Source organism: Paraburkholderia sp. RL17-337-BIB-A (assembly GCF_046025895.1).
GTDB classification, from domain to species: Bacteria; Pseudomonadota; Gammaproteobacteria; order Burkholderiales; family Burkholderiaceae; genus Paraburkholderia; species Paraburkholderia fungorum_C.
The window spans coordinates 1238431-1252780 of sequence record NZ_JARESY010000003.1 but is presented as its reverse complement, the minus strand read 5'-3'; the positions used below and the strand labels follow the sequence as shown (position 1 = coordinate 1252780).

Sequence of the window (14350 nt, the reverse complement as noted above, 5' to 3'; positions counted from 1 at the left end):
GCGGGTATCGGCTCTGACCGTGGCCTGCCGTCTGTGTGTGTCCTGTACGTGGCTGCCAACGGACATTCGCCAGGATGCGGCGACGGGCGGCTTCGGGTCGACTACGCAGGCACGCCTCCACGCATCTGAATTCCACAGCCTACAGTTACGGATTGGTATCCCAACCGGTTGCTGTGCGCAGAGTCGCACTGTAGGATTTCCCCACTCATTGGGAGGCGACGATGCAGTTCGACTACAAGGACTTCCATATCGATGCGTCGCCTCTTGATGAAGGCGACCATTACTACGCCCGTGCAAAGATCTACCAGCGCGCCTCGATGGGGGGCGACACCGTCGAGGTCAAATGGTCGGGCAACCTCGGCGACTATCCCTCCGACGCAGACGCTATCGAAGCGGCGCGGCGGTGGGCGATCCAGTGGTGCGACGAGAACTCGGCATAGGCCGAGCGATTTGACTCCTCGAATCCGATCATTGCAGACAGTTATGCAGCCTTGCAATGCCTGCCGCGAATTAGTCGGTAAGCCATCCAGCGTTCCCGCAGCATGGCGATCTTGCCGGTTCCGGCGTCAGTGCAATCGGGCCGCCGATCCACATGACGAAAACCAGCAGCAACTGGAATTGCACGGTCTGCGGAAGCTGGCTGTACCCAAATACAGCTGATGTCACCCCTCCCGACGAGTGGGTGATGAGCGAGCACCAGCTAGATTCGCCCCAGCAGGTGTGACGAGCGGTGCTTCGAAAATCAAGACGGAGACAGGCATGCTGCGACGCAACGAGCTATATAGGGAATGTACACTGGACGTCGCAGTCGATGGTGACGCACTTACCGGGTTCTATATCGCCGCGCAGACGATACAACTCGCGGCGATCGGCGGCGCACGCAGCGTTCCGATGCCGATTGCTCGATTCCGTGACGCGTCGGCTGCATTCGCAGACGGGTTCAATCGGCTTCGCGCGGCGGTTGACGAACACGAAGGCAAGCCAGGGTAGCCTTGCACATTGGTTCACGGAATCCTGCGGGAAGGCACGCGCCACGCGGGAACGGTTGGCGACAACGTGCGGGCTACTGCAGTTGACGTGAAACGATTGGTTCATGTCGGGCCGGAAGCTGCGCTCACGAGTCGTTTTCGAACGGATCGGGTGCCGCCCTTCGCGAGAGGCAGCAGGCGGCGAGACGCACACGTCTGGAGGGAATTGGCAGTGAGTCGCGTACTGATGCACAGCAATTGCGTGGACTGAACTGTGGGACGCGTTTCGCTCGGGCCGCAAACGGTCCCTTTATTACAACTCGTTGCGGGTTTTCCGAGGCGGCTAAATTTGTCTGCGAGCCGCATCAGGACTGGATTGGATGATGCGGGAGGCCGGATCGGTTAAAGTCCAGATTTGCGGATGTTACGGATGGCTGGAAGTCAATGCTGGCAAGCGATTCCAACGAAATTGAGCGTTGAACAGTTCGAGCAATTTGTCTTGCCGCATCTGAGCCGTGGCCGGCGCGGACCGACACCGACGCTGGCGTTGCACAAGATCTTCAACTACATCCTTCAGCTGCTGTACATGGGCTGTCAGTGGAAGATGCTGCCGATCGAAAAGAATGCCGAAGGTCGTCCTGAAATCCACTACACGCGCATCTATCGGGCACTGCGGCGGTGGCAGGCCGATGGCTGCATCGACCGGATTTTTGCCAGCTCGGTGCGCAAGCTTCACCAGGACGGGCTGCTCGACCTCACGGTCATTCACGGCGACGGCACGACCACTGCCGCGAAGAAGGGCGGCGACAACCTGGGATACAGCGGACACAAGCACCTCAAGGGCGACAAGGTGGTTGCCTTCTGCGATCGCCGCTGCAACGTGATCGCGCCATTCGTTTCTGCCCCGGGCAACCGCAACGAATCGCCGCTGCTGCGTGACGCGCTGCCCGGACTGAACCACATGGCCCGCGCCATTGGCATGGACCTGCAAGGCTCAACGGTGAGCCTGGACGGCGTCTACGACTGCCGGGCCAACCGCAAGGCGATTTTCAACCGCGACATGATTCCCAACATCCCCGAAAACCCGCGTGGACGTAAAACGCCGAAGCGGGGCCGCAAACTGGGCTTTAATCCGGCCATTTTCGAGGAGCGCTTCAGGACCATCGAGCGGGTCTTCGCCTGGGAGGACAAGTTCCGGCGCCTGCTGCTTCGCTTCGAGCGTCTAAGCCCGGTCCACTATGCATTCAAGACCCTCGCTTACACGATGATCAACCTGCGGCACTACTGCTGACGATCGGCGTTGATCCGAACACCATGACGATGGCGCTCCGCGCCATGAGAAGTCACGTCATTTTAATATGCAATCCTGAAAAGCTATCGACGAAATGCATAACCGTCGCCCTTTTCAAAACCCTCGAACCGCTCCTCCGCGCCCACGCTGTACCGCTTCTTCACATCCCGTTTGCGCTCGAGTGAAACCCGCAACCAGTTGAGACCCTTGAGCGGATCTGCGCGACAGCGGGCGCGGATCTCTACCGTGCGCGCCGCACAACGGATGGGATGCCGGTGCTGTTGAAGCGCCCTCCGGAACCCGCGGAAGCAGCCCAATCCGCTCGTCTGAAGCGCGAATACCTGATGCTTCAATCATTGAATGTCGTGGGCATCGCCAAACCGCTCGCGCTGATCGATGAGCGCGGCGATTTGGCGCTGGTCCTGGAAGACTTCGCCGGCGAGTCGCTCGAAGCCGTTTTGGATCGTGAGCGGCGCACGGACGTGGCTCTTTGCCTGCGCATTGGCCACCATCTGGCCGATGCATTGGCGGGTATCGACCGCGCGAAGGTCATCCATCGGGATATCACGCCCGCGAATATTCTGGTCGCGCCAGCGACTGGGCAGGTCCTCCTGGTGGATTTCACTCTCACCACGGCCCAGGAAGCCAACACCGTCTCGCCGGAGGGCGTCGTTGTCCCCGTGGGCGATTGGGCGTACGTGTCCCCCGAACAAACCGGCCGCATGAATCGTCCGGTGGATTACCGGACCGATTGCTATTCGATGGGCGTCTTGCTCTATCGCATGCTGAGCGGCCAGTTGCCGTTCGAGGCGAACGATCCGCTCGAATGGACGCATTGCCATATCGCCCGTATGCCGGCGCCGCCTCATGAGATCGTGCCGGAGGTGCCGCAAGCGGTGTCGGATATCGTGATGAAGCTGTTGGCCAAGCTACCGGAAGACCGCTACCAGAGTGCACACGGAGTCCGCGCCGATCTCGACCGGTGTCTCGCGCAATGGCTGGCGTCGGGCCGGATCGAGCCGTTCCCGCCCGGCATGGACGATCTGTCGGAGCGCTTCCAGATCCCGCACAAACTATACGGGCGAGACGAAGACGCGAATAGGCTTCTCGGCGCCTTCGAACGGATGATGGAAACCGGCCAAGCGGCGCTGGCGACCGTTTCCGGGTACTCGGGCATCGGCAAGTCGTCGCTGGTCGATGCGTTGCGCGAGCCGATTGTCGCTAGGCACGGCTATTTTATTGCCGGCAAGTTCGATCAGAACCAGCGCGACGTTCCCTACGCCACCCTCGCGCAGGCGTTTGGCGAACTGGTGCGGCAACTGCTGGCCGAAAGCGAGGCGCGCATCGGCAGCTGGCGGCAACAGATCCGGACCGCGGTCGGAGTCAATGGCCAACTCATCGTCGATGTGTTGCCCCAGGTCGAGATCATCATCGGGCCCCAACCGCCGGTGCCGGCGCTGCCGCCGACAGAGGCGCAAAACCGGTTCCGCATGGTATTCCGTCACTTCGTGACGGCGTTCACGAGCGAGGACCATCCGCTGGTCCTCTTCCTGGACGACCTGCAGTGGATCGATGCGGCCAGTCTGACGTTGATCGAGCACCTGCTCACTCACCCGGACACGAGCTTTCTGCTGCTGATCGGCGCCTATCGCGATAACGAAGTCGACGCATCGCATCCGCTCGTGAGCACCCTCGAGACGATCCGCCACAGTGGCACGCCGGTGACGGACCTCAAACTCGCGCCGCTGTCGGTCGTGCATCTGAACCAGCTAGTGGCCGACACGCTCCATGCGTCATCCGCCACCTGCGAGCCGCTAACGCGGCTGGTCTGTGAGCGCACCGAGGGCAACCCGTTCTTCTTTATCCAGTTCCTGGACGCGTTGAACAAGGAGGGGTTGCTGCGGCATGATGCGCAACACCGGGTCTGGCAGTGGGACCTGGATCAGATCAAGGCGAAGGACTTCGCCGACAACGTCGTCGACCTGATGGTGGGAAAGTTGCGTCAACTGCCGACCCCTGCGCAGAAAGCGCTGCAGTTGGCCGCTTGCCTGGGCAACACATTCGACCTGCGCCATCTGGCTCTGGTCAGCGGACATTCAACGGTCGAGGCCGAGCAAGGTCTTGCGGCGGCTACGCGCGAAAGCTTGATTGCGCGCACCGACGGCACTGGCAAGTTCCTGCACGACCGGATCCAGCAGGCCGCTTATTCGCTGATACCCGAAGCGGACCGTGCCGGAGTCCACGTGCGCATCGGCCGCGCGCTGTTGGCGAGCATGACGGCGCACGAGCTCGCCGAGCATGTGTTCGATGTCGCAAACCAGTTCAATCGGGGCGCTGCACGGCTGGTAGACCGGGACGAAAAGGCGCGGGTGGCGGCGATCGATCTGCGTGCCGGGCGCCGGGCCAAGGCCTCGGCGGCCTATGCGTCGGCGCGCCTGTACCTCGCCGCCGGTATGGCGCTGCTCGATGAGACGTATTGGGCCAGCCAGTACGAGTTGATGTTCAGCCTGCGGCTCGAATGCGCGGAATGCGAGTTTCTGACCGGTGAACTCGACCGAGCGGAGGAACTGTTTGCGGAGCTACTGCAGCGGGGGGTGTCGAAAGTCGACGTGGCAGCGGTCTATGAACTAAAGGTCCTGCTCCATATCGTGAAGTCGGAGAACGTGCAAGCCGTCGACAACGCGCTCACGTGCCTGAAGCTGTTCGGTATCGACGTCCCGGCGCATCCGAGCTGGGAACAGGTTCAGGCCGAATACGAGACAGTCTGGCGCAACCTGGAAGGCCGCCCGATCGAGGATCTGATTGATCTGCCGCTGATGCAGGATCCGGAATTGCAGGCCGCCACGCGTCTGTTGTGTGTGCTTTCGAACTCAGCCTACGTTACCGATCGCAATCTTTTTTGTTTGGAACTGTGCCGCACCCTGAATCAGCATGCAGCACGGGGTGAACGGCGCTTCCGCGCATGCCTGTGGCTACCTCGGGTTCAGCCTCGGACCGGCTTTTCAGCGTTACCCCGAGGGGTTTCGTCTCGCCAGGCTGGGATGCGACCTGGTCCCAATTGAAAAACCTGAAACCTGTATGGCCGTTGACCTGTTGATGGACCGACGACCACTTCGGCCGAGAACTTGTCGACTGGCTCGAAGACATGAATGGCCGTTGTGCCTCGGACCGTGGACGTCGCGCTAGCTCCAACGGCCTATAGAGGGTCGATCAGCACCATTCGAACATCGCAGTGCGCGAACGCTTGACGAGCGCAAATTTCCGGGATCCTCAGACGCCCCGTCATGAGCAAGCTGGTTCAATGAACGGCGGACGCATCCAGAAAAGCGCGGTGTACCGGTTTCTGTCGACTGGTGCGCCACGCTTTTAGGGTTCCCGATACTATTGATAAAACAGGTATCAACAGTAACTTGAGGCCGGTGGCGGTGCGCTTCTGGGCTCTATCTATTGGCTTGGGCCGAGTCAGTCGGTGCAGTCCTCATTGATCGAGCAGGGCTCAAAGGCTTCGGGCCTGAAGGCTTGCCAGTCGGGAATTACAGGCGCCCAATCGTCGAGGGCGGAAAAGTCTTCGATGTGTATGGATTCGTTCATGATGATTTCCCAGTGCGCGATCGTGCCCGCGGGTTTTACGGGCGGCCAAAGTTGATCTGTTAGCGTTAAGGGCAAGTCTAGGCCTAACACGTCTAAGTGAAAACCCTCTAATTCAGAAAAACATAGTTCCAAAGTTCAGCCTTTTTACGATTTTCTCGCTAGCTCGACGCGAGGCTTGATTCGATAAGGCACGGTCATGGCCCAATCCCCCGATTGAATGTCTGCTTTTCGGAAACGCGAAAGGGCGGATGGGCGCACGAGATCTGGCGCGCTTCGCATTGCTGTTCCTGCCCGAAGGCCGATGGAACGATCGCCAGATTGTGCCGGCCGATTGGGTCAAGGAGTCGTCGTGCCCCCACTCGGACACTGCGTGGGGGGGCTACGGTTACATGTGGTGGACGAGTTCGCCGGCAAGTGCCGCAGGCGAATCCGCCGCAGCGCGTCCGATCGGAAGCTACTGGCCGACGGACTCTCGGACAATACGAGATCATCGTCCCGTCACTTGACCTCGTTATGGTCAACCGCGTCGACCCCAAGCTGACATCGATGCCGATCGGCGAACGTGAGAGGAAGAAGCCGGCGTCGCTGATCGAGGCGGTTGCGGGCGCATCGCTCGCGACGAGGTAAGGCCAGGCTCGCGTCTCTGTGAGCGCTTTGTCGTCACGGCGAAATCATGGCTGCTTGCGTGACTTTCCTCTGCCCGTCGCCTGCACAGCGGGTGTGCGCTCCGCGTCACGTTCCCGACTCCATTGTTCAAGTAGCGTGCGAGTTTGATCGCGTATTGTCGACTTGAGCTGTTCGGCCTTCTCTGCATCGATGCTTTCCCAGCCGAGCAACGCCAGCGTCGCGCGATGCGCGACGTGAAAAATCACCAGTTGCCCATGCAGGCTCAACGTGCGGATCAGTGTGACGGGATCGTCGGCGGCACGCCCGGAAATCCGCGCCACGAGCGCGGCGCTCGCATCGTTCAGCGGCTGGCGGATCCGGCAGGCAAGAATCCGCGTCGCACTTTCGGGTTCGTGTCCGGCCTGCTCGCGCGCGAAGAAAAGCCGCCGGCCGGGATTGCTCTCTTTCGCGAAGGCGCTGTCCGCGCTCGCTTCCTGAATGCGGATGAAAGCATCGATCAGAGCCAAGGTGTCGGCGTTCTCACGCAGCGCTTCTTGCGCATGCTCGATGGCCGGTCCGAATGTCTTCCATGCATCGTCGGCGAGCGCTTCGACGCACGCGCGATACACGCCTTCCTTATTCTCGAAGTAGTACTGCAGCGCAGGCGCGTTGACGCCGGCACGGGCCGCGATGTCGCGAGTCGACGCACCCTCAAAACCGTGTTCGCCAAACAGTTCGACTGCCGCTTCGATGATCCGGTGACGCGTCTCGTCGCCGCGTGCATAGCCGCCCTCCGGCGAACGGCGCAGCCTCTTTGCGGTGTTCATGCATTTCTCTCCGCGTTTCTTTTCATTGCATCCGCAGAAATATTATCACTTGACACAATTTTAGCGACTGGAATAATTGTGCCAACTGGGAATAATTGGACCGATACGATGTCAGCGACCGCAGGCTCTCCCTCCCGCCCGATACCCGCCGAAGATTCACCGGCATCGAGCACCAGGCGTCCCACCCGGCGAACGGTGCTGATCGCACTCGGCATCGTGGCATCTGGGATCCGATGAAGGGCAGCTTGTGAGAGACCGGTATTTCTACGGTTCAGCGCCCTTTGCTTCGGTAACGAAGTGAATCGACGATGCGACGCGTGCGAAGGTTGTCGGACGTGCTTGGCAACCGGCGTCTTCGTGACGCTTAACGCGGTGCGCGAGCGCAGTGCGGTGAAAGTCGCATCCTGCGTTCTTCGGGGGCCGCGTTCCTGAGAGTGGCCGCGGCTACCCTCTTAATCGTCCTCTGCGTGCGCTGGTATGTTGCGTATCCGCTGAGTCTGCGCCACCTCGAGCAGATGATAGTCCGCCGAGAAAGATAAAGTCGACCTTCGAAACGCCACATCAATGTGCTGCAGGCACGCGCAATGCTCCCCGGCGATACCTACTTCTTAAGGAGCGAGCGATGCAGCGATTCCAGGTTAAGGACCGTCGTCTGCCTGACGATAGCGCGAGGTCGACTTCTCCGCCTCGCCCCGAGCGAGTTTCAACGTTCCTTCAAACGCGGCGCAACCTGGCGCAGGCCATCGCCTGCGTTGCGGTAACTATCTCCAGCGCGGTCGCCTTCGCCGACAGTGTAGACAGCCCGAGAAAGTTTCTGGGTTACGCGATTCAGGACGGCCGAGCGGAAATCGAAGCCTGCCAGCTGGCGCTACACACTTCATCGAATCCATCAGTGAAGGCGTTTGCAAGGCGAATGATCGCCGACCATACGGCGCTGGACGCGCGCATCGGAGAGCTGGCTAAGCGCAAAGGCTACAGTTTGCCGGACGGAGAATCTATTGGGCAGCATGCGACTTACATGGCTCTGAAGCCATTGATAGGGCACGCCTTCGACAAGCGGTTTATGAAGCACAATGTGTCGGACCATAAGGAGGACATCGAGCAGTTCAGTAAACAGGCGCAGCAGGGCAGCGATGCTGACATACGCACCTTGGCCTCCGGTGCATTGCCGACGCTGCGCGAACATCTGAAGCTCGCCGAGCAAACTCAAGCGGCAGTGGATCGATAGACCCAGGACGCCTGACTTGCCAACGGGCCCACGCTCCACGCCGTTTTTACCCCTCCGACCGACTTCCACGTGGTCGTTTGGCCCGGCGGTCCGATGCGCTCGAGCGACCGCCGCAGCGACCGGCAACGGAGTGCTGCGGACCCACGTATGACCGCGTCGTGGCGATGGCGAATGACGGCAACTGGCCGACCAGAGCCAAACGCAATGAAGTACGCCGCCTGCGCCTCGGGGCGTCGGCCTTCGGCAGCATGCGACCCCGCACGGGATGTGAACTAGCAGCGAGACGGCAGATTAGGCGCGAGGCGTCAATTTGACCTATGCGCGGACCTGCTCCAGCTCCAGGGGATCGTCGGGATCTTTGCGTGGCAGGGCTACCAGCCGGTTGCGACGGTGAGAAACCGGGCAGGTGAAGGAGAGCCCTTCGTCGTCCATATTTGGCTCCGCCACTTGCAGCGTCGTCAGAATTTGATACCCGTTGCACATCCACATGGCGACCTGCGGACGTGACCTTACCGTTATAGCTCACGCCGGTCCGATACGCACGCACCCGCGCCGATAGCTACGGCTGCTGACATTCCGACTGGTACCAGTAGTCGACGAGCCGCTGTGCCGCTTGCAGATCGTCTGGATAGTACGGGTCGTCATACCATGGCGAGGGGTCATAGCCTGCCTTCCTCAAGGCGCTCAGTTCGCTTTGGTGCTCCCCCATCGTCGGCGGCGCATTGGTTCTGAGCGCCGCGAGGTCGCGGCACTCCGTTGGGCTGAGGTGCCGCCCGGTGTACGGCATGCTGCCCATCGCACAGCCAGCTAGAAAGAGTAGCAAAGCGGAAATTGCCATCCAGCCCGTCTGCGGTCTACCCACGATACCTACCTCTCGCTACCAATGCCTCAGGCAACTGCATGCTGCCGCTGCTAGCGTGTCGCCCCGATGGGCAACCTTTGAGGCAACACTCTGGTCCGCGCTGGCAGAGAGCTACCTGTCGCCGCTGCCCAGCTCGCTGTGCTTGTGCGAATGCGCTGCGCCGTGAACCAGCTCGTAGTGCGCACCTTTACCGGAACGGGTTGGCGGGAAGTGCTCTCCTTCCACGCACGTAACCTCGAATTCCGGTCCGCCACCGCCCTCCCTCACCACCTTGTAGATTCCGGACGTTCTGACCGTCTCGCCCGGCTTGTGTTGATCGGCCATACGGCCTCCGTTGAAAACTGACAGCAGCAACGCAGCAATCCACACGCCCGCGCCGACGACTGGGTACGCGATCTGCTTGTTACGGCAGCGTCGCAGGCCTCACTTGCGGAACGTCGGCAGTCGTAATCTGTGTCGTCGGCATGCTCGCAAGCGTCGGCTGGGTGCGGTTGCAGATCATATCGGTCGGCCATAGCGATGCCTCCTTTCGTCAGTGTCACCCAGCCTGCAACGACATCGCTTACCCCGGTTCGCAGTATTTCTGAAGATCGATTGACGGGACCATGCCATCTGCGGTGGCACCGTGCATGTTGCCGCGGGTAACGGGTAGCTCTCCCGCGCTACGACATGCTCGGGGCTCAGCGATGCTCCGCAAGCCGGGCCAGCGGGCTTTACATCGGCGAATACCGGGTCTAGCCCGTCGTAATCGCCAGCGTGAGAAAGGCTCCTCACAAAGTTGAAATGCCAGGCTGGCACAGCTGTCTGCGCTTTCGAAAATGCAGCCACGGTGTCCGCACGGGCATAACAGGTTGAATATCGTATGTCTTTTCACGATGCCTCTTCCATTGGCCGGACACGGTCCGATGCTGAATGGATAAACGGTCCGCTGCAGGTCTGCCTGCGTCAGGCATAAGTCGCGGGGTAGTCGAGCTCCTGGAGGCGACGCCCGGAATTACAGAACATCAACTGATAAGTCCGGATACACGTCCGGTCGACGATCGACCGCCCTTCGGCGAACCCGGCTTGCTCTGCGGCCTCTGCATTTGGGAGGTCAGGTATCGCGTGGGAGAAATTCACCCTGCTAGGTGAATAGCGAATATCGTCGCTGGGCCGACAGACGTATCCGGCATACCCGAACTGGATGTCTGGTGGGTGCGGCCAATGCTCGGGACAGCCAGGGACCCGGATAGTGAAACCTTTGTACTCTTCAAATTGCTCTTTCCCTTCGGCCATATCTGTCTCCAGCGTGATTCTCGAGGAATCATTGCACGCGACCTAGGCCGAGTTCTCCTCGCGCCACTGAATCGCCCAGCGCTGCGCCGCCTCAATAGCATCCGCGTCGGACGAATAGTCGCCGAGGTCGCCCGAATACTTCACCTCAACGGCATCGCCACCCACCGGGGCGCGCCGATAGATCTTAGCGCGGCCGTAATAGTGGCCGCCTTCATCAAGAGGTGACGCGTCGATGTAGAATTGTTGGTAGTCGAAATGCATGGCTGTCTCCAAACGGTTGCCCTACTCGTCGTCGCGTGGGACAAGCTGGACCTGTTTGTCACCGCCGGGGGTCGCTCTGTCACTCTGCGAGGTGAATTGGAACTCGGACTCTTCGGCCCAAAACGCTTTACGATTGATATGTATATCGTAGGCAGTAACAGCAAAGCTCGCTGACCAACGAGAGCAGGGCAGCAACGAGAATTCTTATGGAACGCTCCGTCCAAATAGGGGTGCGCATCGATTATCAGCGATCCGGAAGTCGATGCCGACCGATCGTTCGTGGCCGAACCCGGCCCGACGCATGCCTCACAAGATCGCCGATCGCAGCAAATATGGGAAAGGCATAACTCGACCCACCTTTCGCGATCGCACATGACAGATCTGTAATCATTGCGTCTGCGCCCGTTAACCTGCGCGGCACATAATGCGGGTTCCTCAAACAAGGCCGCTCGTCGCACGGACGATCAAAACATCATGAACGTACTTCCGACTCTCCTCCGTCTGTTTTCGGCGTGCCTGACCATTTTTCCATTGATAGCGACGGCGAGCCCAGCACCGTTGACCTGGTTGAAAACGATACCGTTACCGGCTGTCACGGGCGGAGACTTTGATCATTTCGCTGTCGACTTGCCCCATCGTCGGTTGTACGTTTCGGCAGAGGAGTACGGGTCAATCGAGGTGTTCAGCCTGCCAGACGGCGAGCATCTGTCAAGCAAACGAGCCGTGGCAAAGTCGCCGCACAAAATCCTCCTGACGAACGACGGCAAAACCATGTTCATCGCGGATGCTGGCGATGCAAATGTCAAGATCGTCGATACGTCGAATTTCCAGGTGGAGAAGACGGTCTCCCTTGAACCCCAACCCGACTCCGGGGTCGCTGACAGGAAGAACGGAATACTTTATGTGGGAAATGGAGGCGTGCAATCCCATCAAGACGACGCCTATATCACTCTGCTCTCGCTTTCGGATGGCGCGGTTCTCGGAAAAGTCCACGTGCCCGCCGCTCAGTTGAAGGGAATGGTCATTGATCATGCCTCAAGCCGCCTTTTTGTAAATCTTCGAGACAAAAACCAAGTCGGCGTGATCGATCTCAAAGCACGCAAGTTAGTTGGCGTCTGGACCGTTCCCGGCCCGAGCCGTAACTCTGCGATGGCATTCGACAGCGAGCACAAGCGCCTGTTCATTGGTTCGAGGGCGCCGGGGAAGCTTTACGTGCTCGACTCCGATACCGGATCTGTCGTCCAGTCGCTTAATATCGTTGACGTATCCGACGACATGCACTTCGACGCAAACCATCATCGGCTTTATGTCACGGGCGCAGGCGGATTGGACGTCGTGCAGCAAACGGACCCTGACCACTATCGGATCGAACAGCATATCGACACCCTAGGGGGCAAGACCTCTGCTTACATTCCTTCGCTGCACCGGCTATATGTCGTGCATACGAAGGGGCCTCAAGCCACCGAAGCCGGGCTGCAGGTATTTCGCGTCAATTGACCGGCGCGGCTCGCGTTGCGTTCCGCTGACGGTAATTGCGCGTTGCTGCCTTCATCAGACAAAGTTCGAGAACCCGTCGGCGGACATCAGGGCAACGCCGAGCCGATGAATTTGCGGTGTGTCAACGCTTCGGATGCGGCGAAATCATGAAGCCGGGCGTCACGCATTGGGTTTTAGTCCTGGCGGGTTTTGCGCGCGGGAGATAGGTGCCGGCCAAGGTCTGCGCCACACCACCCTGTATACACATTTTCCGACGCGCTGCCGTCCACTCACCGGCAGGTCGCGCACAGGCCGGATTGCAAATAAAAAGTATCGTCTGAATCTACTAATCCGAAGGTAATCGCATAACTGGTTGAATTGGCAGTGAAATAGTCCGCCTGACACGCCAAACGGCACACTTTTTTGCGCTGCAGCAAGATTACGTCTTCGACTTTACGCATTGCTCGTCTTATTGTGCTTGTGGAGGCCGCGTCCATTCGTGGCGTGGTCTCGCAACCTTGCAACCAAAAATCGTCCCCGTTCCTGACCGAACATGCAGACCTATTCCGGAGACAACAATGAAAAGACAGCTTTGGTTCGCGTTAACGCTTGGCGCATCCGTTCTGCTCACCGCGTGCGGGGGAGGCTCGGACGTCAACTCCACTTCGCCGACGATCAAGACTGCCATCGCGGTACCCAATTCGGCCACCCCGCCGTTCAGTTTCGACATCAGTTACGCTGATAGCGGTAAGTACTTCCTTGCGGACCGCAACAACGCGGCGGTCGACGTGGTCGACACGAAGAGCAACACCCTCATCGCGCAGATCAAGGGCACCGGCGCCTCCGCCTTCACCGGCGTTAATTCGAACACCGATCTCGCCGGGCCTGATGGACTCGTCGGGATTCCCGGCACGAACACCCTTTATGCCGGCGATGTAAATTCGATCAAGGTAATCGACATCTCCGCGCAGCAAGTCGTCAGCACCATCGCAGTCCCACCACTCAAGACCGCCCCGCACCGCGTCGACGAAGGCTGCTACGACCCGGACGACAAGCTGGTGATGTTTTCGAGTCCGGGCGAGACGCCTCCGACTGCGACTTTCATTTCGACGAAGACAAACTCGATCGTCGCGACGCATCAGTTTACGACGTCGTCCGGCCTCGAGGCGTGCGTCTACGACTCGAAGTCGAAAAGCTTCCTCGTCAACAACGATGGTACGCCGAGCAATCCGGCAGGTGAGGTGAACGTGATTGCCGCGAGTACGGTGGTCGCTAACGCACCGGTGGTGAGCAAGGTATTCCCGCTTGGCGCATGCGGGCCAACGGGACTCGAACTCGGTCCGAACAACGACATGCTGGTGGGCTGCGATTCGGCCGCCGGGAAGCCGCTTATCACGTTGATCCTCGATCGCACGACGGGGGCCACGCTTGCGAGTATTCCGTTCGGCGGAGTCGATCAGGTCGCATACGACGCAGTGTCAAACCGCTATTTTCTTCCGGCCCGTCATGAAACCACGTCCGGCATCGCGGCCAGCTCCGGCTTCACGCCGATACTGGGCATAGTCGACGCGTCGACGCGCACGCTCATCGACAAACTGGCAGTGGGGACCGGCGTACATTCGGTCGCGGTGGATGGCGCTTCCGGCCAGGCGTACGTGCCCTTCCAGCCGGGGGTCGCGGCTTTCCCGAACGGCGGGATTCATGTCGTCACTACGCATTGAAGAGGTATGAACCGCTGCCGGCGTGGAGGTTGCTGCACGATCCTCGCCGGTAGCGCTCCTTGAAGCCTGGGGCTTCAAGGAGCGCGTTCCCGCTGCGCAAGAATGCATTGGGGTTGTCTGCTCCTCGCCGACCGGGAAGGTCGAGACCGACCGCCGATCCATAAGCGGCCCGTCAACGCGTCGAACGGCAGACATCATTCGTCGACATCGTCTTGCTGCCACGAGCGGCTGTTATGGCCGATCC

At 60.0% G+C, this 14350-nt stretch carries 12 protein-coding genes; 7 read left to right on the top strand and 5 right to left on the bottom strand.

Translation table 11 applies throughout. The annotated features are described in order from the left end of the window. Positions 1–221 precede the first annotated feature (221 nt). From P0D84_RS44080 to P0D84_RS44065, 4 genes are all read left to right on the top strand, one after another. Entirely contained in the window at positions 222–440 is a 219-nt protein-coding gene (locus tag P0D84_RS44080) for a hypothetical protein (RefSeq protein WP_408349234.1), read from the top strand. 319 nt (positions 441–759) lie between these two features. Then, positions 760–990, top strand: coding sequence for a hypothetical protein (locus tag P0D84_RS44075; RefSeq protein WP_408349231.1), 231 nt, complete (start codon positions 760–762; stop codon positions 988–990). Positions 991–1437: 447 nt separating this feature from the next. Continuing rightward, a complete protein-coding gene (locus P0D84_RS44070) occupies positions 1438–2259 on the top strand; it encodes a transposase (protein WP_408349000.1) in 822 nt (273 codons plus the stop codon). Positions 2260–2474: 215 nt separating this feature from the next. Continuing rightward, positions 2475–5321, top strand: a complete 2847-nt coding sequence (locus P0D84_RS44065) for an ATP-binding protein (protein ID WP_408349846.1) — start codon at positions 2475–2477, stop codon at positions 5319–5321. A gap of 400 nt (positions 5322–5721) precedes the next feature. Here P0D84_RS44065 and P0D84_RS44060 read toward each other — a convergent pair whose 3' ends face one another. Then, on the bottom strand, positions 5722–5850 hold the full coding sequence (locus tag P0D84_RS44060) for a hypothetical protein (RefSeq protein ID WP_408349228.1): 129 nt from the start codon (positions 5848–5850) through the stop codon (positions 5722–5724). A gap of 671 nt (positions 5851–6521) precedes the next feature. Continuing rightward, entirely contained in the window at positions 6522–7283 is a 762-nt protein-coding gene (locus tag P0D84_RS44055) for a CerR family C-terminal domain-containing protein (RefSeq protein ID WP_408349225.1), read from the bottom strand. Between the two features lie 622 nt (positions 7284–7905). On the opposite strand from P0D84_RS44055, the gene P0D84_RS44050 reads away from it, so the two are divergent. After that, a complete protein-coding gene (locus P0D84_RS44050; protein ID WP_408349222.1) occupies positions 7906–8511 on the top strand; it encodes a DUF4142 domain-containing protein in 606 nt (201 codons plus the stop codon). Between the two features lie 559 nt (positions 8512–9070). Here the strand turns inward: P0D84_RS44050 and P0D84_RS44045 are convergent. The 3 genes from P0D84_RS44045 to P0D84_RS44035 all read right to left on the bottom strand — a co-directional run bounded on the left by P0D84_RS44045 (position 9071) and on the right by P0D84_RS44035 (position 10909). Beyond that, positions 9071–9349 carry a DUF4148 domain-containing protein gene (locus P0D84_RS44045; RefSeq protein ID WP_408349219.1) on the bottom strand — a complete coding sequence of 93 codons (279 nt, stop codon included), beginning with the start codon at positions 9347–9349 and terminating at the stop codon, positions 9071–9073. 135 nt (positions 9350–9484) lie between these two features. Beyond that, a complete protein-coding gene (locus tag P0D84_RS44040) occupies positions 9485–9697 on the bottom strand; it encodes a hypothetical protein (protein WP_408349216.1) in 213 nt (70 codons plus the stop codon). A gap of 993 nt (positions 9698–10690) precedes the next feature. Then, the gene (locus P0D84_RS44035; RefSeq protein WP_408349213.1) at positions 10691–10909 is read right to left on the bottom strand and encodes a hypothetical protein; all 219 of its coding nucleotides are present in this window, start codon (positions 10907–10909) and stop codon (positions 10691–10693) included. 474 nt (positions 10910–11383) lie between these two features. Between P0D84_RS44035 and P0D84_RS44030 the strand changes: the two genes are divergently transcribed. Continuing rightward, positions 11384–12406, top strand: coding sequence for a YncE family protein (locus P0D84_RS44030; protein ID WP_408349210.1), 1023 nt, complete (start codon positions 11384–11386; stop codon positions 12404–12406). A gap of 557 nt (positions 12407–12963) precedes the next feature. Then, complete coding sequence (locus P0D84_RS44025; RefSeq protein ID WP_408349207.1) at positions 12964–14106, top strand: YncE family protein; 1143 nt, start codon at positions 12964–12966, stop codon at positions 14104–14106. Positions 14107–14350: the final 244 nt, after the last annotated feature.